The 21,445-nt window shown below is 63.2% G+C and carries 18 protein-coding genes; 6 read left to right on the forward strand and 12 right to left on the reverse strand.

The genetic code is table 11. The features are described from left to right. Genes ACFWYE_RS28380 through uxaC form a run of 4 tightly spaced genes read right to left on the reverse strand, consistent with a single transcriptional unit; the run spans nt 1 to nt 4,312 of the window. On the reverse strand, nt 1–1,281 hold the full coding sequence (locus ACFWYE_RS28380; RefSeq protein ID WP_379115421.1) for a TRAP transporter large permease: 1,281 nt from the start codon (nt 1,279–1,281) through the stop codon (nt 1–3). A gap of 4 nt (nt 1,282–1,285) precedes the next feature. Continuing rightward, entirely contained in the window at nt 1,286–1,846 is a 561-nt protein-coding gene (locus ACFWYE_RS28385; protein ID WP_379062544.1) for a TRAP transporter small permease, read from the reverse strand. A 52-nt stretch (nt 1,847–1,898) separates the two neighbouring features. After that, nucleotides 1,899–2,879: a TRAP transporter substrate-binding protein gene (locus ACFWYE_RS28390; protein ID WP_379115422.1), complete on the reverse strand. Its 981-nt coding sequence runs from the start codon at nt 2,877–2,879 to the stop codon at nt 1,899–1,901. A 23-nt stretch (nt 2,880–2,902) separates the two neighbouring features. Then, entirely contained in the window at nt 2,903–4,312 is a 1,410-nt protein-coding gene (uxaC, locus tag ACFWYE_RS28395; protein WP_379115424.1) for a glucuronate isomerase, read from the reverse strand. Nucleotides 4,313–4,524: 212 nt separating this feature from the next. On the opposite strand from uxaC, the gene ACFWYE_RS28400 reads away from it, so the two are divergent. From ACFWYE_RS28400 to ACFWYE_RS28410, 3 genes are read left to right on the forward strand one after another with little or no spacing between them, the layout of a single operon-like run. Further along, on the forward strand, nt 4,525–5,991 hold the full coding sequence (locus ACFWYE_RS28400) for a mannitol dehydrogenase family protein (protein WP_379115425.1): 1,467 nt from the start codon (nt 4,525–4,527) through the stop codon (nt 5,989–5,991). Continuing rightward, nucleotides 5,992–7,188 carry a mannonate dehydratase gene (gene uxuA / locus ACFWYE_RS28405; protein ID WP_379115426.1) on the forward strand — a complete coding sequence of 399 codons (1,197 nt, stop codon included), beginning with the start codon at nt 5,992–5,994 and terminating at the stop codon, nt 7,186–7,188. It begins immediately after the preceding gene. After that, on the forward strand, nt 7,185–8,219 hold the full coding sequence (locus ACFWYE_RS28410; RefSeq protein WP_379115427.1) for a Gfo/Idh/MocA family protein: 1,035 nt from the start codon (nt 7,185–7,187) through the stop codon (nt 8,217–8,219). The genes uxuA and ACFWYE_RS28410 overlap by 4 nt, the downstream gene beginning before the upstream one ends. On the opposite strand, the gene ACFWYE_RS28415 is transcribed toward ACFWYE_RS28410, so the two are convergent. Genes ACFWYE_RS28415 through ACFWYE_RS28435 form a run of 5 tightly spaced genes read right to left on the reverse strand, consistent with a single transcriptional unit; the run spans nt 8,211 to nt 13,746 of the window. Continuing rightward, complete coding sequence (locus ACFWYE_RS28415; RefSeq protein WP_379115428.1) at nt 8,211–8,813, reverse strand: dual specificity protein phosphatase family protein; 603 nt, start codon at nt 8,811–8,813, stop codon at nt 8,211–8,213. The genes ACFWYE_RS28410 and ACFWYE_RS28415 overlap by 9 nt on opposite strands. Nucleotides 8,814–8,823: 10 nt before the next feature. Next, nucleotides 8,824–9,939, reverse strand: coding sequence for an MBL fold metallo-hydrolase (locus tag ACFWYE_RS28420; protein ID WP_379115430.1), 1,116 nt, complete (start codon nt 9,937–9,939; stop codon nt 8,824–8,826). Next, nucleotides 9,927–11,660: an ABC transporter permease gene (locus ACFWYE_RS28425; protein ID WP_379115431.1), complete on the reverse strand. Its 1,734-nt coding sequence runs from the start codon at nt 11,658–11,660 to the stop codon at nt 9,927–9,929. Before ACFWYE_RS28425 ends, ACFWYE_RS28420 begins: the two co-directional genes overlap by 13 nt. 14 nt (nt 11,661–11,674) lie before the next feature. Continuing rightward, nucleotides 11,675–12,640 (reverse strand): ABC transporter substrate-binding protein, encoded by a 966-nt coding sequence (locus tag ACFWYE_RS28430; RefSeq protein WP_144378442.1) that lies wholly within the window; start codon nt 12,638–12,640, stop codon nt 11,675–11,677. Between the two features lie 35 nt (nt 12,641–12,675). Then, the gene (locus ACFWYE_RS28435) at nt 12,676–13,746 is read right to left on the reverse strand and encodes an ABC transporter ATP-binding protein (protein WP_379115432.1); all 1,071 of its coding nucleotides are present in this window, start codon (nt 13,744–13,746) and stop codon (nt 12,676–12,678) included. Nucleotides 13,747–13,939: 193 nt separating this feature from the next. On the opposite strand from ACFWYE_RS28435, the gene ACFWYE_RS28440 reads away from it, so the two are divergent. Next, nucleotides 13,940–14,956, forward strand: a complete 1,017-nt coding sequence (locus ACFWYE_RS28440; protein WP_379115433.1) for a LacI family DNA-binding transcriptional regulator — start codon at nt 13,940–13,942, stop codon at nt 14,954–14,956. A gap of 52 nt (nt 14,957–15,008) precedes the next feature. Here ACFWYE_RS28440 and ACFWYE_RS28445 read toward each other — a convergent pair whose 3' ends face one another. Beyond that, nucleotides 15,009–17,039, reverse strand: a complete 2,031-nt coding sequence (locus ACFWYE_RS28445; RefSeq protein ID WP_379115434.1) for a TonB-dependent receptor — start codon at nt 17,037–17,039, stop codon at nt 15,009–15,011. 376 nt (nt 17,040–17,415) lie between these two features. On the opposite strand from ACFWYE_RS28445, the gene ACFWYE_RS28450 reads away from it, so the two are divergent. Next, nucleotides 17,416–18,204, forward strand: a complete 789-nt coding sequence (locus tag ACFWYE_RS28450) for an IclR family transcriptional regulator (RefSeq protein WP_379115435.1) — start codon at nt 17,416–17,418, stop codon at nt 18,202–18,204. Between the two features lie 10 nt (nt 18,205–18,214). Here the strand turns inward: ACFWYE_RS28450 and ACFWYE_RS28455 are convergent, their stop codons facing one another. Beyond that, nucleotides 18,215–19,483: an NtaA/DmoA family FMN-dependent monooxygenase gene (locus ACFWYE_RS28455; protein WP_379115436.1), complete on the reverse strand. Its 1,269-nt coding sequence runs from the start codon at nt 19,481–19,483 to the stop codon at nt 18,215–18,217. Continuing rightward, nucleotides 19,480–20,304, reverse strand: a complete 825-nt coding sequence (locus ACFWYE_RS28460; protein ID WP_379062571.1) for an ABC transporter ATP-binding protein — start codon at nt 20,302–20,304, stop codon at nt 19,480–19,482. The genes ACFWYE_RS28455 and ACFWYE_RS28460 overlap by 4 nt, the downstream gene beginning before the upstream one ends. Before the next feature lie 176 nt (nt 20,305–20,480). Here ACFWYE_RS28460 and fepB point away from each other — a divergent pair, with 176 nt between their 5' ends. Beyond that, entirely contained in the window at nt 20,481–21,443 is a 963-nt protein-coding gene (gene fepB / locus ACFWYE_RS28465) for a Fe2+-enterobactin ABC transporter substrate-binding protein (protein WP_379115438.1), read from the forward strand. The last annotated feature ends 2 nt before the right edge of the window (nt 21,444–21,445 follow it).

The raw sequence follows: 21,445 nt of genomic DNA on the forward strand, positions 1-21,445 counted from the left end.
CTATCTGAATACGCTCGGCAGCCAGAGCGAGAGCGCGGGTATGTAGGTGACGAGACCTAATACCACGAGGCCAGCGGCATAGAAGGGCCATATGGAGCGCATCGCCTCCCAGACCGAAATCTTGCCGACCGCACAGGCGACGAACTGGACGGCCCCCACCGGCGGCGTGTTCAGCCCGATACCGAAGTTGAGGATCATGATGACGCCGAAATGAACCGGGTCGATGCCGTAGGCCACCGCCACCGGCAGGAAGATCGGCGTGCAGATGATGATGGTCGGTCCCATGTCCATGAAGGTGCCCAGCACCAGCATCAGCACGTTGATCAAAAGCAGGATGATGATCGGGTTGTCTGAGATCGTGTTCATCCAGGCGATCAGCGAGGCCGGCACGCGCATGAACGCCATCAGCCAGGAAAAGGCTGCTGCCATGCCGATGATCAAAAGCACCATCGCCGTGGTGCGCACGGCGCCGAAGGTGGCGTGCACGAAGTCGTTCCAGGTCATCCGCCGGTAGACGAAGGTGGTGACCGCCAGGGCGTAGAGCACGGCGATACAGGAGCTTTCCGTGGCGGTGAAAATGCCCGAACGCACGCCGCCGAAGATGATGCCGATCAGCAGCAGGCCGGGGATCGAGATCAGGAAATACTGGCCGACCTTGGCAAAACCCGGGAACGGCTCGGTCGGATAGCCGCGCGAGCGGGCGACGAAATAGGCCGTCACCATGAGTGCGGCTGCATAGAGCAGGCCTGGGATGACGCCGGCGGTGAACAGGTCGGCGATCGAGATCTTCCCGCCGGCCGAGATCGAATAGATGATCATGTTGTGCGAGGGCGGCAAAAGCAGCGCGATCAGCGCCGCCATCGAGGTGACGTTGACGGCATAGTCGGCGCCGTAGCCGCGCGCCTTCATCTGCGGGATCATGACGCCGCCAACGGCCGCGGCTTCCGCCACCGCCGAGCCGGAAATGCCGCCGAACAGCGTGGCGGTGACGATGTTGACCTGGCCGAGGCCGCCGCGGATATGGCCGACCAGCGAGGCAGCGAAGGCGATGATCCTCTGCGCGATGCCGCCACGTACCATCAGGTCGCCGGCATAGATGAAGAATGGGATGGCGAGCATCGAGAAGACGCTCATGCCGGAGTTGAGCCGCTGAAAGACGACCAGCGGCGGCAGGCCCATATAAAGCACGGTCGCAAGGGAAGACACGCCGAGACAGAAGGCGATCGGCGTGCCGATCAGCATCAACAGGGTGAAGACACCGAAAAGGATCAGCATTTCCATCGTATCAGGCCTTCACTTGAGCGGTGTCGAGTTCGGCGGCGACCTCCGCCGGCGGCAATTCGTCGAGAATGTCGTCGATCGGCTGGCCAGCGAGCCGCAGCACCATGCGCTCCAGCGAAAACAGACAGATCAGCGCGCCACCGACGACCAGCGGCACGTAATCCCAGCCGCCCGATATGCGCAGCGACGGCAGGGTGGTGTTCCACGTCAGCAAGACCAGCTGCGAGCCGTACCAGACCATGCCGATGCCGAAAGCGAAGGCGACGATATCGGAGATCATGCGCAGCCAGGCTTTGCCGCCCCTGGGCACGACATAAAGCAGCACGTCGAAACCCATGTGATAGTTCTCGCGCACGCCGACGGCGGCACCCAGAAAGATGAACCAGCTCATCAGCATGACAGCACCCGGCTCGGTCCAGCTCGGCGAGTCGTTCAGCACGTAGCGGCAGAACACCTGCCAGGCGACGATGGCCGTCATCACCACGAGGCCGGCGCCGGCCAGCCATAGCGACAGCGTGCTCAGCCAGGACAGGGTCTGGCCCGTTTTTTCCAGTCTTGTCGACATGGTCTTGCCTCCCGGAGGCGACAGGCAGGCCGGGGCCTGCCTGTCGGCTGCGTCACTGCACGGCCCGCACGTCTTCGACGAGCTTCTTCAGCACCGGATCGGTAACGTGCTTTTCGTAGACGGGCTTCATGGCGTCGATGAACCCCTGCTTGTCGGGAGAGGTGATCGCAGCCCCTGCCGCTTCCACCTTGGAACGGGACTCGGCGGTCTTGGCAGCCCACAATTCACGCTGCTTGGCGACACTGTCCTTCGCCGCCTGTTTGAAGATCGCCTGGTCTTCCGGCGTCAGCTTGTCGAAGGCCGCCTTGTTCATCACGAACACCTCCGGAAGGATGGTGTGCTCGTCGAGGGAGAAGTTCTTCGCCACCTCGAAATGCTTGGCGGTGTCGTAGCTCGGGAAATTGTTCTCCGCGCCGTCGATGACGCCGGTTTCGATCGCCGAATAGACTTCGCCATAAGGCATCGGAGTGGCGTTGGCGCCCAGCGCCGCCACCATGTCGACGAAGATGTCAGACTGGATGACGCGGAACTTCAGCCCCTTCATGTCGGCGACCGAATTGATCGGCTTGCTCTTGTTGTAGAAGGAGCGGGCACCGGCATCGTAGAAGGCCAGCGCCACCAGGCCGGCCGGCTCGAACGCTGCCTTGATCTGGTCGCCAAGGGCGCCGTCCATCACCTTGTGCATGTGGTCTTCCGAGCGGAAGATGTAGGGTAGCGCCGGAACGATGGTTTCCTTCACCGTGCCGTTGAAGGGCGCCATGGAAACGCGGTTCAGCTCGATGACGCCGGAACGCACCTGTTCGATCGTGTCCTTCTCCTCGCCGAGCTGGGCGGAGTGGTAGACCTCGACGGCATAACGGCCGGCCGTACGCTCCTTGACCAGTTCGCCGAAATATTTGACCGCCTCGACGGTCGGATAACCATCCGGGTGCGTGTCCGACGATTTCAGCACCGTCTGGGCAAAGGCGGCAGTACCGGTGGTCAGCGATGCCACCAGCAGTGCCAGGCCGACCAGTTTTGAGATATGCAGCATTGGTTCCTCCCTCTTATGTTTGGCTAAAGTCGATACGCCCTCTTCGCGAGACTGTAGGCCAGCTCCGGCGCCAGCTCGCGCGCCTCGTCCTCCCTCAGGCGATGCTCCGAGACGAGGCGGGCGAGAAAGGCGCAGTCGACTCGGCGCGCCACGTCGTGGCGAGCCGGTATGGATGGAAAGGCGCGGGTATCGTCGTTGAAGCCGACGGTGTTGTAGAAGCCGGCGGTCTCGGTGATCATCTCGCGGAAGCGGCGCATGCCTTCGGGGCTGTCATGGAACCACCAGGCCGGTCCAAGCTTCAGCGCCGGATAGACGCCGGCGAGCGGCGCCAGTTCGCGTGCATAGCTGGTCTCGTCCAGCGTGAAGACGATGACGGAAAGGTCCCGCTCGAGGCCAACCGCGTCGAGCAACGGCTTCAGCGCCGCGACATAGTCGGTGCGCGTCGGGATATCGAAACCCTTGTCGCGGCCGAACTGCCTGAGCATCGCTGGCGAATGATTGCGCCAGGAACCCGGATGGATCTGCAGCACCAGCCCGTCGTCCAGGCTCATCCTGGCCATTTCCGTCAGCATCTGGGCACGGAACAGTCGGCGCTCACGCTCATCGGATGAGCCGGCGCGGATGCGGTTGAACAGCTCCTGCGCGGCGGCCGGCGAAAGGTTGGCGGTCTCGGCCGTGGCATGGCCGTGATCGGTGGAGGTGGCCCCGTAGCCCTTGAAATAGGCACGGCGCTGGCGATGCGCGTCGAGGTAGCCAGCCCAGTTGCCGGTGTCGCAGCCGCTGATGTCGCCGAGACGATCGAGATTGGCGGCAAAACCTTCGAAATCGGGGTCGACCACGGCGTCCGGCCGGTAGGCGGTGACGACGCGGCCCAACCAGCCGCTGTCGCGGATCTGACGGTGCCAGGCAAGGTCGTCCAGCGCGCCGTCGGTGGTGGCGATCACCTCGATGTTGAAACGCTCGAATAGCGCGCGTGGCCGGAATTCCTCGCGCCGCAGGCAGTCGGCTATGGCGTCGTAGTGACGGTCGGCGTTGGTCGCGGTCAACGGCTCGGCGATGCCGAAGAGATCGGTGAGCACGTAGTCGAACCACAGCCGGGTCGGCGTGCCGCGGAACAGGAAATAGTTCTCGGCAAACAGGCGCCAGATCTTGCGGCCGTCGGTCTCGACCGGTGCGCCATCGAGCGTCGGTACACCAAGGTCTTCCAGCCTGATACCCTGGCTGAACAGCATGCGGAAAACATAGTGGTCCGGCACGATCAGCAGTTGCGCAGGATCCGGGAACGGTTCGTCGAGCGCATACCAGCGTGGATCGGTATGGCCATGCGGACTGACGATCGGCAGGGATTTGACGAGGCCGTAGAGTTCGCGAGCGATGCCGCGAACCGACGGCTCGGCCGGAAACAGCAAGTCTGGATCGACAAGCGAGTTCATGTGACCGTGCCGCTCCTCCTTCGGCGCCTTAATGGCTAGGTGCAGCATGCGGTAATGTCAACATACAAAAACTATAATGTTGTATGATAAGTTTATTGCACCTGTCCAAATCGCGGTGTACGCAACGGATATGACGCTGCTGATGACTGGAGGCGCCTTTTCGGCGACAACGGCAGCTTCGGGAGGGATGCCATGAAACAGCGAGCCACCACGTGACGGTCCTGTCCGATGCGTCGCTGACCGCCCTGCCGGCAAATGTGGCGCGGCCGCGCTATGACCGTTCGACCATCGCTCCGGGCATCGTGCATCTCGGCGTCGGCGCCTTTCATCGCGCCCACCAGGCGACCTATATCGATGATTGCCTCGCCGCCGGCGAAACCGATTGGGGTATCGTCGGGGCATCGCTGCGCAGCACCGATACACGCGATGCACTGGCGCCGCAGGACTGCCTCTATACGCTTGCCGTGCGCAGCGGCCAGGGCGAGGATTTGCGCGTTGTGGGCTCGATCCTGTCACTGCTCGTGGCACCAGAGGACCCGGCCAGGCTGATCGATACGCTCTGCCTGCCCTCGGTGCGCATCATCACGCTGACCGTCACGGAAAAGGCCTATCTGCGCAACGCGGCAGGCGAGCTCGACTTCAGCCATGCCGATGTCGTCTGGGACCTGGCCAATCACGATCAGCCGAAGACCATTTACGGCTTCCTCGTCGAGGCCATCCTGCGCCGTCAGGCGACAGGGATGACACCCTTCACCGTGCTGTCCTGCGACAACCTGCCGGCCAATGGCGAAACACTGCGCCGCCTGCTGCTTGAATTCGCAAAGGCCCGTGGCGCAGGGCTTGCCGCTCATATCGACCGATCGATCGCCTTCCCTTCCAGCATGGTCGACCGCATCGTGCCGGCAACGACCGATGCCGACCGCGCACGCATTGCGACCGGGCTCGGCATGACGGACGCCTGGCCGGTGCGCACCGAACCGTTTTGCCAATGGGTGATCGAAGACCGCTTTGCGGCCGGCCGGCCGGCGTGGGAGCGCTTCGGGGTCACCATGGTGGAGGACGTCCGCCCTTTCGAGGACATGAAGCTTCGCCTGCTCAACGGCTCGCATTCGGCGATCGCCTATCTCGGCCTGCTTTCCGGGCACGAAACAGTGGCGGACGCTTTCGGCGACCCGGCGATCCGGCGTTTCGTACAGGGCCTTTGGACCGAGGCCATTCCTACTTTGCCCGACGATGCCGGTCTCGACCCGCAAACCTATACAGACAGGCTGACCGCGCGCTACGACAACCCTGCCTTGCAACACCGCACCGCCCAGATCGCCAATGACGGCAGCCAGAAACTGCCGCAGCGCATCGTGGCGACGGCGATCGAACGGGTTCGACGGAACGCCCCGGTCCCTCACCTGACGCTGGTCATCGCCGCGTGGATCGCGGCCTGCGAGGCACGGGGCCGCACACCGGATGCCGGCCAGTTCTCCGACCCGCTCGATGCTGGGCTTGCGACGATATTCGCCGACTCACAATCGGCGACCACCACCGTGACGCAGGTCTTCGACCTTGCCGGCTTCGCCTCGCGCCAAGCCGGACGGACGGAATTGCGGAGCGCGGTGATCGCCCATCTCGAAACCATCCGCGCCGCCGGCATCGGCGCTGCAATCGCAACTGTCTCGGGGGAATAGATGGAACAGACCTGGCGCTGGTTCGGGCCCGACGATCCCGTCACGCTCGCGCATGTGAGGCAGGCCGGCGCTACCGGCATCGTCAGTGCGCTGCATCACATGAACGATGGCCGCACCTGGCCCGATGATGAAATCGCCAAACGCAAGCAGGAGATCGGACGAGCCGGCCTGACCTGGTCGGTGGTTGAGAGCATCGTCGTGCATGAGGAGATCAAGACCCGCACCGGCCGCTACCGCGACTGGATCGACAACTACAAACAGTCGATCCGTGCCGTCGCCAAAGCCGGCATAGGCACCGTCTGCTATAATTTCATGGCGATCACCGACTGGACGCGCACCGATCTCGATTTTCCCATGCCGCATGGCGGCACGGCATTGCGCTTCGATGCCGTCGACTTCTGCGCCTATGACGTGCTGGTGCTGCAGCGCCCCGGCGCGGAGGCCGACCATCCGGCCGAACGCATCGAGGCAGCCCGCAAGCGTCTGGCCGGCATGAGCGAAAGCACGCTGGCAACGCTGGAGAAGAACCTGATCGGCTGGGTGCCGGCGCGGGAATTCATCTTCGACCGCGACAGCTTCCGGCGTGCGCTCGATGTCTATCGCGACATCACGCCGGATGGTTTCCGCGAAAACCTCTTCGCCTTCTTGCGCGAGATCGTGCCGGTGGCCGAGGAGGCCGGCGTGCGCATGGCGATCCACCCCGACGATCCGCCCTTCCCGATCTTCGGCCTGCCACGCGTGGTTTCGACGGCGGCCGATGCGCGCAAGCTGCTCGACGCCTGTCGCTCGCCCTCCAACGGGCTGACGCTTTGCGCCGGCTCCTACGGCGCCAACGCCGCCAACGACCTCGTCGCCATGGCGGGAGAATTCGCACCGGACATCCATTTCGCGCATCTGCGCAATGTCACCAAGGAAGCGGACGGATCCTTCCATGAAGCCGAACATCTGGAAGGCGACACCAACATGGTGCGGCTGGTGGCGGCCCTCATGCGGGAGGAAGCACGGCGCAAGGCCGAAGGACGCGCCGACTGGCAGATCCCGATGCGGCCCGACCACGGCCACGCCATTGTCGACGACATCGGCAAGAAGGTGAACCCCGGCTATTCCTGCATCGGCCGGCTGAAGGGCCTGGCGGAACTGCGCGGCATCATGCGCAGCTTCGAGACTTTCGGCATTCCTGGCGGAGCCGCCCGGTGAGCAGGCTGCGCTTCGGCGTCATCGGGCTTGGCATGGCCTCGGCACCGCACGCCCGCAGCCTGCTCGACCTTGCCGACCGTGTCGAAATTGTCGCCGCCTACAGCCCGACTCGGGCACGCCGCGAGGCTTTCGCGAGCAGCTACGGCCTGCCCACCTGCGACGACCCCACCGCGATCTTCGATGACAACGGCATCGATGCCGTGCTCGTCCTGACACCGCCCAACACGCATCTCGAACTGGTGCGGCAGGCAGCGGCGGCGGGCAAGCATATCCTGCTGGAGAAGCCACTTGAAACCAGCCTGGAACGTGCCGGAGCACTGGTTGCAGCGGCTGATGCAGCCGGCGTGAAGTTGGGCGTAGTGCTGCAGCATCGTTTCCGGCCGACCGGCACGGCACTGGCCGAACTGGTGCGCGGCGGCCGGCTGGGCGCTCTCGTCAGCGCATCGGTGCGCCTGAACAACTGGCGGCCGCAAAGCTATTACGACCAGCCAGGGCGGGGCACCAGGGAGCGCGACGGAGGCGGCGTGCTGCTGACTCAGGCCATCCACACGCTCGACCTGCTGATTTCGATAGCCGGGACACCAAGCGAAGTGACCGCCTATGCGGTGACCAGTCCCGTGCATCGCATGGAGACCGAGGATCTGGTGGCCGGCGCCATGCGCTTCGACAATGGCGCCATCGGCTCCTTGACAGCCACCACCTCGGCCTATCCCGGTCACCCGGACGCCATCGACATCATCGGCACCAAGGGCATGGCGCGGCTCGAGGGCACGAAGCTGTCAGCGGCCTTCCACGATGGCAGTGAATTCCATCTCCAGGACGAAGGCGCCGGTGGCGGCACCGGGGCCGATCCGATGGCGTTTTCCCATCAGCATCACCGCGCCGTGCTGACGGACTTTCTCGACGCGGTTGCGACAGGCAGCCAACCCAGGGTCAGCGGCCACGAGGCGCTGAAGGTGCATCGGCTGATCGATGCGCTGCTGCGCTCGGCTGATACGGGAACTCCACAACAGGTTGCAGCGCTAGCGTAGCAATACGTGGCCGTTTTCCGCCGAGCGGTTCCATATCGCCACTGCCTGGCGGCAGAGATTCAGCATCGCCGGCTGCGGCTGGGTTTCGTCGAGCCCCCGGCACGATCGCACGTGGAGCAGCGCATCCTCGAAAGCCGGGAAGTGCTCGGGCCGCGCAAGGTGCAGATAGAGCGCGATGGTACCGGCGGAACGGCTGCGGCCTCCGCGGCAATGCACCAGCACATTGCCGGCCCGGTGAGGCGGATAATGCGCCTTGCCCGGACTTTGCTGGTTGATGATGCCGTGCAGGACCAGAACGGCGCCGAGCAGATGATGAGCAATGTTGCCCGGGCCGTCGATCAGGCCGATATGCGTGCGCCTGACGACCGAGCCGTCGTCCAAAGCCAGCGGTGGCATCTCGATGTTCACCGCAAGATTCATCGTCGAGGTGATGCCGTTGCGCAAAAGCAGGATGGCATCGTTGGCCGCGACCGCGTTGCCGATGAACAGCGTCCTTCCGGCAGCATCGATATCGGCAAGAACCGGCAGCAGCACCGGCAGGCGATCTTCCTCTTCCTCGGTCATCGGCCGGTTGTCATTGTGGTTCATGTTCATGCTTGCAGTCCTATTCCGCCGCTTTCAGTAACTGTTCCCGATCGACAGGCAAGGGGATGACCCTTGTCCGGCAGAGGCGCTCGCCAAGCCATTGTTCGAGCAGGGGCATCTCTTCCGGCCGGACGAAAGCCGCAACGACCTTGTCGGCACTGGTGCGGGTGACGAGGTCCATCGTATCTTGCCGTCGTGGATGGACATTCCAGCGCAGCCAGCGCGCTTCGCCACGCCGGAGCATATCCCAGGCTGGCGTCCGCGCCGGGACATGACCGGAGAACAGGAAGCGAAAGCCCTCGTCCCGGCGCTGCAGAAGCTGCGCCGCCAGTCCGGTTTCGGCATTGGCTTCCGTCGCCACGATCACCTGATCCGGAGACCACTCGTCGATGGAAGGCATCGAGCGTAGCAATTCAGCGATGCTCGCACGGCTTTCGGCGCTGATGATGATGTCTTCGTCGCTGGCGAGAGAGCGCATTTCCCGGCGCACGACAGGACAGGCGATGGCCTTCAGTCCGAGCTGGCTCAGGGCCAGCATCATCTCCGGCCCCCTGCCGCCGGCCGGCACGCAGAGCACTGCACCGGACGCGGCGAAATCCGCGATCGCTCCGACCTGTGAAGAAAGCGCCTCGTCGAAATCGCCATAGGACGCATCGGTTATCAGGCAGCCTGCTGCGGGCGGCTCGTCGAACGGCAACAGCAGCGATTCCGCGCTCCAGTCGCCCATGTAGAGAACGCCGCCACTCCCAGCGAAATGGACCCATATCCCGCCGGGCGCGTGGCCGTTCCGGCCGACGGTGACCGGCAGACCGGCGATTTCGGCTTTGCCGCTGACCGGCAGTTGCACACGCCGTTCCGGCGGGACCACCGCTTCGGAGATCTGGCTGAACGTCCGGCCTGTCGCATACACCAGCGGATTGCCGAGCTGCCCCGCAAGGTCCAGCGAGCCGACATGGTCGATATGGGCATGCGAAAGGCAGATCGCGTCGACAGGCCCGACCTGCGAGAGATCGGGTTTCACACCAGGTTGCGGGCCTTCGCCCAGGTCGAGAAGGATGCGGCGGCCATGCATCTCCAGCAGGAAGGCGGCCGGAAGCTTGCCGCCCTGCCCGCTGACAACGGTCAATTTTGCCAAGGCAACACCCCTTTTGGCAGGTAGCGCGAGAAGCGGGTCGCCACCAGCATCAGGATCAGCACGGCCGCGATCATCAGGCAGCCGACTGCCGCGGCGAGCGTCGACGACCCGCCCTCTTCGAGGAAGACCACCATCGGGCCGATGGTGCGGGCATTGGACGAGACGAGCAGGATCGAGACCTGGATCTCGTTCAGGGCGCTCATGAAGACCATGACGCCTCCGGCGACCGCCGCTGGTGCGACCAGCGGGATGATGACGTCGCGCATGCGCGCCAGGAAGCCTGCGCCCGCCACCTGGGCCGCCTCTTCCATGGCGCGGTCGATCTGTGCGAATCCGCCAAGGACGGGACGCAGCGCGAGCGCCAGGAAGCTGGAAAGATAGGCGGCCAGGATGATCCAGACGGTGCCGTAAATGCTGAAACCGAGAAACGGCAGCGGCTTCAGGAAGAACAGGATCATCGCCACGGCGAGAATGATGCCGGGCAGCGCATAGGCGAGCTCACTGAAGAGATGCAGCACACGCACCAGCGGGCCACGCTTCCAGACAATGAAATAGGCCATGAACAGCGACACGACCATCAGGATGACGACGGTGACAGACGTCAGCAGCAGGCTGGTCAGGAACGCATTGCGGATCGAAGCCTGGTGGACGAGGGCGTTGGCATAGTTGACCAGCGTCAGCGTCTTCCAGCTCAGTTCCTGGCCGAAACCATTGACCAGCGAGGTTGCGACGAGCGCCGATAGCGGCAGTGCCATGGTCATGACGATGAACAGCCAGCTGGCCGCCTCGACGGCGGGACGCCAGCGGCCAAGCCGTATCTCGAGCGAGCGGCCGATGCCGTCGACGCGCACGTCGCCACGCTGTCCGAGCCAGCCGCTGACGGCGACACCGACAATGGTCAATGTCGACAGAAGCAGGGCCAAAACCGCCATGTCGGCAAGCGCCGATGGGCCGTAGCTGTTCATCTGCTGGTAGATCAGTGTGATCAGGGTGGGATATCGCGCCGGGATACCCAGCATGGCCTGGATGCCGAAATTGCTGATCGACGAGACGAAGGCCAGGGCAGCGCCGGCAAACAGGCCGGCCCGCGCCAGCGGCAGGATGATGGTGAAGATCAGCGGCCAGCTGGTGGCGCCGGCGGCGCGCGCGGCTTCGACCAGTTCAGCGGGCAGGCGTCGCAGGGCTGCCCTCACCGTCAGGAACACCAGCGGTGCGTGATAGAAGCCCAAAAGCAGGATGATGCCGCCCGGCGAATAGAGCGGATGCCGGCCGCCGTCATGAAGCGAAAGACCCAGCAGACCCAGAACCGGGCTCGACGGCGAAAAAGCCTGCACCCAGGCAAGGGCCGTGACCTGCGGCGGGATCATCAGCGGCAACACGAAGGCAAAGACCCAGGCCGTCTTGAAGCGCATGTCGGTGAGCACGGTGAGCGCCGCGGCGATGGTCCCAAGCACCATGGCAAGCAAGGTGGACAGCAAGGCGACGACCAATGTGTTGGTCGATGCGGTCAGGACCTTCTTCTTCCAGAGCAACTCGGCGACATGGCCGAGATCGATCGCGCCGGCAGGGGCGATCGCGGTTATGGCAAGGCGCAGCAACGGCGCGAAGGAGAGCCCGGCGACAAAGATCACCAGCAGTCCAAGCACCGCCCATTCCGCCTTGGGAAGAAGCGCCGGCAACCGCCGGCGCTCCTCGACCCTTTCCATGGCAATCAACGCCATTTTCTATCTTTCTATCAACCGCCGAAGATCTTGGTGAACTTCTCGCGGGTCTCCTTGTCGGTGGCCACGGCCTTGTCGGCGTCCATCGGCAGCAGTTTGATCTCGGACAGTTTCGGGAAACCGGCGGGCGGCGTGATCGACGGATCGATCGGCAGGTTGCCCTGGGTCACGACGAGTTCCTGGCCTTGCCTGGACAGCAGGAAGTCGATGAACTTCTTCGCGCCGTCGGCATTCTTGGCGGTCGACATGATGGCGACCGGCTCAGTGATGAAGGAAACGCCATCCTTCGGGAAGATCAGGTCGACAGGCGAACCCTTGGCCTTGGCGCGAATGACGTCGGCGTCGGCGATGATGCCGTATTTGGCGAGACCGCTGGCGACGGCCTTGAGGGCCGGACCGTTGCCGCCTTCCGGAGCGATATCGAGCTTGGCGAGGCCTTCATAGAATTCCCAGCCGATGCCGGGGACATTGACGACGCTGTGCAGGTGGTTGAGCGCGGCACCCGAGTAGAGCGGGCTCGGCACCGCGATCTGACCCTTGTTGTCTTCTGTCAGCAGGGCGCTCCAGGTTTCGACGGGCTTGGCCTTCTCGGTGTTGTAGGCGATGCCCGTGGAGATGATCTTGGTGCCGAAGAACGTCATGTCCTTGTCGTAGGTGCTCTTGTCGTAAGAGCCGACCGGCGCCTGCGGATAGGCCATCAGGCGACCTTCCTTCTTCAACTGGCCAAGGTTGATGGTGTCGGCCACCAGAAGCACGTCCGGCTTGACGTCGCCGGCTTCGATTTCAGCGCGCAGCACGTTCAGCAGCTGGCTGGTGCCGTTGCGGGTCCATTCCACCTTGATGTCGGGATACTTGGCCTGGAAGGCGTCGACGGTCTGCTGGGCGATCTCCGGCGACTGCGACGTGTAGAGGGTCAAGGTTTCGGCGTTGACGGCCGTCCCGCTCAACAAGACGAGCATGAGGGCAGTGGTGAGGCGCATATGGAACTCCTGTTGCTGTGAGAGTGGGAAAACCGTCAGGCGGCGGCGGGGATGACCCAGCCGTCGCTGATGCAGACCTGGATAGAGTCGTCCGATGGAATGGCGACATCCGCCGGTGCGTGCAGCGTCAGCTGCAGCTCTGGTTCTGCGGTAACCAGGAAATCGATCTGGCTGTGGTTGCCGCGATAGATGACCCGTTCGACCTTGCCGGCGAAGCCATCTTCGCCGGGCTGTGCCAGGCGCATCGCCGAGGTGTGGACGGAAAGCCTGGCCGAAGAGCGAACCTGCTCGCTCCTGCGTGCCCGGACACGATGATCCTTGCCGAAGATGCTGACAATCGCGGCCTCGGCATCCGGACGTACATCCTGCACCGGCAGTACCTGGCCGTTGCCTATGAAACGGGCGACCATCTCGCTCTGCGGCTCGCGATAGAGATCGCGCGGCCGGTCGAACTGCACCAGCCGGCCGCGATCGATCACCGCGATACGGTCGGCCAGCGCCATCGCCTCGGACTGGTCATGCGTGATGTAGACCATGGTGGCGCCGGTATGGCGGTGGAAACGGACGAACTCGTTTTCCATCGCCGCGCGCAAATGCACGTCGAGATTGGCCAGAGGCTCATCCAGCAGCATCACCGATGGCCTGGCAGCAAGACAGCGCGCCAGGGCGACACGCTGGCGCTGGCCGCCGGACAGGTCGGAAGGCGCGCGCTCAGCCAGATTTTCCATACCGACAACGGCGAGGGCATCGCGGCTGCGCTGTAGACGCTCCTGTGAACGCACCCCGGCGATCTTCAGCGCATAGCCGACATTGTCGGCCACGCTCATATGCGGCCAGAGCGCGTAGTTCTGGAAGACGATGCCGATGTTGCGTTTCTCCGGGGGCACGTTGGCCTCCCTCGAAGAAACGACGCGATCACCGAGCTGGATCGTGCCCTCGTCCGGGGTTTCGAAGCCGGCAAGCAAGCGCAGCAAAGTCGTCTTGCCACAACCGGAAGGGCCGAGAACCGCGATGAATTCACCGTCGACGATGTGCATTGCGACGCGATCGAGAACGCGTTTGCCGCCATACATCTTCGACAGGTCACTGATGACGATATCGGCCAAGGCGGCTTCCTCAATAAATTGAAAAGAAAAGGTTTTTTCTTGATTTCTTAGTCTGGACAATCGCATTGCAACTTCATAACAATGCTTTTGCACACGTGTGCAACCTAGCGAAGTTGTGCTTCAGTTTTATGACGGCAAAGACAAAAGTTCAGATTGTTCGCTGGGTCCGAGCAGCCCCGATGGAGCATGGAGAATGAAGAGCGGTTTCATCACGGCGGCGGATGTTGCAAGGGAAGCAGGCGTTTCCCGTTCCGCCGTCTCGCGAACCTTCACTCCGGGCGCCAGCGTGTCGAAAGACGTGCGTGAACGCATCCTGCGTGCAGCCGAAAAGCTTGGCTACCGGGTCAACAGGCTGGCGCAGGGTCTGCAGATGGCGCAGTCCAGTCTCGTCGGCGTGGTCGCCGCCAACCTGACCTCGCCGTTCAACACCGCCTTGCTCGACGGCATCAGCGCGGCCTTGTTCAAGCGCGGCCTGCAGTGCATGCTCTTGAATGCCGAAGCCGCACGCGACGACATCGGCACCCTGGTCAACCAGGTCCTGGAATACCGGGTACGGGCGGTGATCATTCTTTCTGGCGCACCACCCGAGGAGATTATCGAGGCCTGCCTGCGCAACGATGTGCGGCTGATCCTGATCAACCGCGGCATGCTGCCGGGTAACGCCGACAAGATCGATACGGACGACCTGACCGGCGGGCGCCTGGCGGCCGACCGCATGCTGCTGGATGGTCGCCGTCATGTCGCGATCGTGCGCAGCGGCAACGGCAGCGTCAGCCAGAAGCGGCGTATCGAAAGCTTCGTTGCCCGCATGAGCGAGGCGGGAGCCAGGGTCACGCCGTGGATGAGCGGGCCGAACGGTTTCGAGACGGGACAGGAAGCCGCGCGCAAGCTCCTGACCGATCGCTCGATCGACGGTGCGTTCTGCGCAACGGATCTCATTGCGCTCGGCTTCCACGACACAGCCCGGTTCGAGTTGGGCATCCAGGTACCGCGTGACTTCTCGATCATCGGCTTCGACAACATCCCGGAAACCGCCTGGCCGTCGCATGGGCTGACCACGGTGAGCCACCCGATCGAGGCCTTCATCGAAGCCATTCTCAATTGCCTCGACGATGATCGGCAATTGTCCGCAGGTGCACTGAACTTCACGATACCGGTCACGCTGATCGAGCGGGGCACGACCGGCGCACTCGATACGCAGCCAGGCTAGCGGCAGGCGGCCGCGACAGATGCTGTGCGGCCGCCCTCCCCCCGCGACGGGGCTAAAAACTCCCCTTCACGCCAAGGCCGAAGGTGCGCGGCATGGTCATGCTGGCCTCGACACCGCCGATGCCGCGGTTCTGCTGCATGTAGGTCGGCGCGCGTTCGTCGAAGATGTTCTTGACGTAACCGTAGACCTGCAGATGCTCGTTGAAGTTGTAGCTCGCACGGGCATCGGCGATCGTGTAGGGCTCGATCAGATAGCTCGGCGTGTTGGCGGTGTCGGAATAATACCTGTCCATGTGGCGAACCTCGCCGGACAGGTTGAATTTCTCCGTCACGTCCCAGCTGGCGCCGAAGCTCAGCATGTAGCCGGGCGACTTGGCGAACTCATTGCCCTCATAGGCGACATTGCTGGAGATGCTGTCGATACGGGTACGCAGCACACCGGCGCTGGCCTTAAGCGTCAGATTGTCGAGGACACGATAGTCCGCCCCGACTTCCAGCCCATAAGCATGCGCCTTTTCGGCATTGATCGTATAGGACTGCGCGACACCCGACGAGATCACGACAGGGATCGTGTACTGGGCGTTCTTGAAATCCATGTAGAACAGATTTCCGTTGAGCGTGAGCGTGTCGTCGAGCAGGTTGGCACGGGTGAACAGCTCGTAGTTCCAGAGCGTCTCTTCCTCGAACGGCATCCACTTCCGGGCATTGAGGTTCAGCGACACGCCGCCGGGATTGTAGCCGCGATTGACCATAGCCCCCACGGTGAGGTCGGGCGTCACGGCATAAGCCAGCGAGACCTTCGGCAGCACGGCGCTGAAGGTGGTGTCGAAATTCACCGGCTGCGGTGCAAAGACCGACCTGCCGGCACGCTGGATCTGGTCCTGCTGGTAGCGAAGGCCGCCAGTCAGCGTCCAGACATCGGTCAGCCGGTAGCTGGCCTCGGTGAAGAGACCGAGATTCTGCTTGGTGTCGTCAAAGGTCGACAGACCGCTGAGGTAAAGCACCTCGTCGCTCTTGGTGTGGGCGTAATACACACCCGCCACGCCGCTCAAGGCATCGCCCTGCTCGCCGAAGGTCACACGCGTTTCGTTGGAGACGTTCTTCTGCTCCACATCGGCGTCGCCATTGTTGACAAGCCCGGTGGTGCGATGAACGGACGAAGCCGAATACTGCGTCTGGTTGAAAAACTTGAAGCCGTTGCCGACGTCATAGCTGATGTCGAGGATGCCGGTGTTGGTGTCCTGCTTCCAGGTCGGCATCGTCGTGGTGATGTGGTCGAGATTTTCGAACGGCATCGATGCCGCTTCCTGGGATGGCCGGTTCGAATTGTTGTGCGAATAGGTGAATTTCGCCTCCAGGCCGGGGATTTCAGCCGGCTGCCACAACAGCTTGAAGCGGGCATTCAGCGCCCTGAAATCCTGGTCGGTGTCGCCGTGCTGGAATTTGGTGCTGATGTAGTCGATGAAGGTGTCACGGCCGGAATAATCCACCGCAAGGCGCGCCGCGAGCTGGTTGTCGACGATGGGGCCGGACAGCATGAACGAGGCCCGCTTCGAATTGTAGCTGCCGATCTCGGCCTGATAGGCGCCCTCTGTCGTGAAGGTCGGATCCTTGGTGTTGACGATGATCGCACCAGCGATGGCGTTGGCGCCTTGCGAGGTCGTCTGCGGCCCGCGGAAAACCTCGATGCTGTCGACATCCCAGACCGATGCGGCGCCGAAATAGAACTCGTTGTAGTTCAGGTAGTGGCCGTCGAGATTGATGGTGGCGCGTGGCACAGTGCCGCCCCAGAACGACCCTTGCCCCGTGAGGGGGCCTTGCGTGTCCTGTCCGCGGATGACCGGCGTGCTGACGGTGTCTGTGTAGACGACATTGGGTACGTCCTGGATGACCTCGGACACGGAGGCATCGCCCGTCTTTTCCCTGGCGATCTGCTGGGCGGTGATGACCGAGACGGAAGAGGCGGTGTCCTTCAGGCTGCGCGCGATCTTCTCGCCGGTGATGACGATGCGCTCGAGCAAGGTGCCGCTTTCAGCAGCGGCCTGCGGTTTTTCCTGTGCAGAGGCGGCAGTGGCCGCGAACATCGACACAATCGAAAGCGTGCTGGCGCCCACTTTTAGTGAGGCAGAGAAGTAAGAAGGCATGAAGTCCCCGATCGCCCAAACAAGAAACGCTGGCTGGGAACGGACCGTGGCTCGCGGATTGAAGGATGAATTCCACAATGCATAGCGCATTCCGCATGTCAACACACAGAGCGCTTCTGGCCTTGGCTGTTGCCGATCCTGTCACAGGCTGGAGCGGGCGCTGCCAGCGCGATTGATCGCAAGGCCGAAGCACCGTAACGTCGCGCGGTCGTTAGCCAAGATACGGCGATCCATCTCTCGCCCATTCCAGCCCAGATGTTGCCTGCATGATTGCCTCGACCTCCACGCTCTTGCCGCACGGAACGGAACACCACTCGTGAAACCAGACCGTTCCGACGACAACGGCGGCAGCGCCGGCAAACGCTCCACGACCATCCAATCGGTGTCCATCGCCGCCCGTTTCCTCGACATACTGGCGAGAGCCGATGGTCCGCTGGCGCTGGGTGAAATTGCCCGGCAGGGGCGCACGGGCACCTCGACGGCACATCGCTACATGCAGAGCCTGGTGCGCGAACGGCTGGTGGCCCAGGATCCGATGACCGGTCGCTATGATCTGGGGCCGGCCGCACTCAGCATCGGCATCGGCGCCTTGCGGCGTATCGAGCCGATCGAAGTCGCGGCCCGCCTGATGAAGACGCTGTCGTCGGAAATCGCCGCAAGCTGCGGCGTCGCGATCTGGACAGACCAGGGTCCGACCATCATCCGCTGGTACCGCAGCTCGGATTTCTCGATCAGCACCGTCTCGCTCGGCGACGTGCTTCCGCTCGACAACACCGCGTGCGGCCTGGTTTTCCAGGCTTATCTGCCGCGCGAGACGGTCGCGGCGGCGCGCAAGCGGCAACCCGCCACGTTCAGGGGCAGCCCGCCCTCGAAAGAGACGCTCGATGCAGCGCGCCAGGCCGCCGGCGTTGAACTCAACGAGCATCTGTTTTCGCTGCTGACCGGCAAGGCAGCGCCGGTGTTCAACGCGCAGAACGAGATCGCCTGCGTCGTCACCACCGTTTCCTTCGTGAAGACCGCGGAAGCGGCCGATCATTGGAATGCCCTGCGGACCATGGCGACACAGGCCTCGCTCGAATCCGGAGCCTCTCGCAACAGCGGGTGAGCGCCGCACTTCAATGGATGCCGAGGTGCTCGCGCAAGGTCGAGCCTTCATAATCGCCGCGAAACAGGCCTCGCCGGACCAGTTCGGGAACCAGTTCGTCGAAGAAAAGGTTCATTGAACCCACCGAGCCGCCGGGAAGCGCGATGAAGCCGTCGATCGCGCCCGCCTCGAACCGTTCCACGATGTCGTTCAGGACATCGTCCACGGTGCCGACGGAAACCCAGTGCGCGGAACCGACGACCTCGGGCCGTGACAGCACCTCCTCAACCGTCGGGTTGTTGGCAACAATGAAACGGCGCAACAGTTCGGCATGGGTCCGGCTGCGGACCGGATGATCGCAAGCCGGCAGCAGATCGCCGGAGACGCGGCTGCCCGGCGCGAGCGCGCCGACATCCAGCCCGAGCACATTCTTCAGCGCCTCGATGCGGCGCTCGCGCGTCAGATGCGCGTGGGCACGTTCATGCAGCTTCCAGGCTTCCTCTCGCGTCCTTGCCAGGAAGAAATAAAGCCCGGGCAGGACGCGAACCGCATTCGGCGAGCGTCCGTGCCGTTCCGCCCTGTTGCGCAGATCCGCGCGCAGTTCGATGCCGTCGCCAACGTCCGGCATCGCGGCAAAGGTCGCGTCGGCAACAGAGGCCGCAAAGCTGCGGCCGACCTCGGACGCGCCTGCCTGAAACAGCGGCGGCGGGCCAGCCTCATGTCCCGGAACGTTGAGAGGCCCTTTGACACCGAAGAACTCGCCGGTGTGGTCGAGTGGCTGAACCGCGGACGAGACCCCCGGATAACTCTGCCAGAGTTGTCGCACCACCTCGGTGAACTCCGCTGCCTTGCGATAACGCACTTCCGGCGACGGCATCGGCTCGGTGCCGAAATTCTCCGCGCCCTCGATCGAGGTCACAATGTTCCAGCCCGCCCTGCCGTTGCTGATCCAGTGCAAGGACTGGATCTGGCGCGCAATGACATAGGGTGGATTGAAGGTGGTCGAGGCGGTGGTGACCAGCCCGATCTTCACAGTCTCCCGCGCGATCGCGGCCAGCATCATCGTTGGATCGAGGCCGACATGGGTCGGCGAGTGCGCCACCATGGCCTGGTTCATCACGAGATAGTCGGGCCGGAAGACAAAATCGAGCTTAGCTCGCTCGGCCAGCCGAGCGAGCTCGACATGATATTCCACCGGCCCAATGCCCGCCGACAGAGCCTCATCCGGGTGCGGACGCGGTCCCTTGAGCCAGGTAGGGGTCAGGCTCAATCCGATGTGCAGTTTTCTGTCCGTGCTCATGCCGATTGTTTTCTGCCGTATGGAGTGTGAATTGCAGGGGTGGGCCGGCCCTTCGGAACGATCAGCGGCGTCGCCGAGACCGGGTCGGCGATGATGACCGAAGGCAGGCCGAAAACCGCCTCCACCAGTTGCTCGCTGACGATTTCGACCGCGCTGCCTTCGGCAACGATGGCGCCATCCTTCATGGCGATCAGATGGGATGCGTAGCGGCAGGCATGGTTGAGATCATGCAGCACGGCAACAACGGTGCGCCCCTGGCGATGAAGGTCGGCCAGAAGGTCGAGCAATTCGATCTGATGGGCGATATCGAGGAAGGTGGTCGGCTCGTCGAGCAGCAGGATCGGTGTTTCCTGCGCCAGCACCATGGCGATCCACGCACGTTGCCGCTGACCGCCGGAAAGCTCATCCATCAACCGGTCGGACAGATCCGCCATATGCGTGGCTTCGAGCGCGGCGGCGACGGCTTTCTCGTCGGCCTGCGACCATTGCCTGAGGAAGGACTGGTGGGGATAGCGGCCGCGCGCAACGAGATCCGCAACCGTGATCGCATCCGGCGCAACGGAGCTTTGCGGCAGCAGCCCGAGCCGCCGGGCAACCTCCTTTGCAGGAAGCTCGCCAATGCTCCTGCCGTCGAGGACCACCCGACCGGCAGATGGCGCCAGCAGTCGCGACAGCGCGCGCAGAAGCGTGGACTTGCCGCAGGCGTTCGGGCCGATGATGACGGTGAAGGAGCCCTCGGGGATCGCCACCGACAGTCCGGCCGAAATCAGACGCTTGTCATAACGAAGCGTCACGCCATCGGCATGCAGACGATGCGCCATGTTGCCTTTCCTTGCCTGAGTGCATGCCGGAAGATTGCGACTTCGATGTCGCATCACGGAATGCATATTGCATTGCGGGATACAACGTTTATTGTGGAATAAACAAGTCAAGTTTAAAATCCGGTGCGATGACGCAGGCCGCACCACAGCTCCCCACAATTCCGAACGAACCATCGATGATGATACCGATCCAGAAACTTGCCCTCGCCCTGGTGACCGTTGCGGTTGTCGCAACAAGCTTCGATCACGCTTTTTCGCAGGAGCAGCAGTGGCCAAGATCGATCGTTCAAGGCAGCGAAACGCTGACCCTGAAATCAAAGCCGGAACGGATCGTCTCGACCACGCCCAGCATCACCGGCATTCTGCTGGCCATCGGCGCACCGGTGACAGCCAGCGCCGCTGCGACACCGACGATCCTGACCGACGACAAGGGCTTCTTCTCGCAGTGGGCAGCTGCAGCCGACGAGCGCGGCGTCGAGGTCCTCTACCCCAATCTCAACTTCGATATCGAAGCCGTTATCGGCCGGGAACCCGACCTGCTGATCGCATCCGCGACGGGAGCCGACAGCGTCGCCCAGCACAAGGCAGAGCTTCAGGCACAGGGCATCCCGACGATGGTCGTCAACTATTCCAACCAGAGCTGGCAGGAGATCGCCATAGAGCTCGGCAAGGCCACCGGCCTGGAGGCGGAAGCAGGCGATGCCATCAAACGTTTCGACGACTATGCCGCGCAAGCCGCCATCTCGATGACGCGCCCGAAAGGCAAGGTCAGCATTGTCGGATACAATATCGGCGGCAGCTATTCGATCGGCCGGCCCGAAAGCCCCCAGGCAAGGCTGCTGACAGCCCTCGGTTTCGAAGTGGCGGGATTGCCGAAAGAGATCCAGCGCGATGTGACGCGACGTTCGGACTTCGACTTCATCTCGCGTGAGAACCTTTCCGCTGCCGTCGCAGGCGACACCGTCTTCCTGCTGCGCGGCACCGAAAAGGATGTCGAGGCCTTCATCGCCGACCCCATGCTCGCCAATCTGCCAGCTGTCGCGAACAGGAAGGTTTATGCGCTTGGGCCGACATCATTCCGTATCGACTACTATTCGGGACGGCAGATGATCGACGCGATCGTCGGGCACTTCCGGTAGCA

The organism is Mesorhizobium sp. NPDC059025 (assembly GCF_042739655.1).
In the GTDB taxonomy this organism is placed as follows: Bacteria; Pseudomonadota; Alphaproteobacteria; order Rhizobiales; family Rhizobiaceae; genus Mesorhizobium.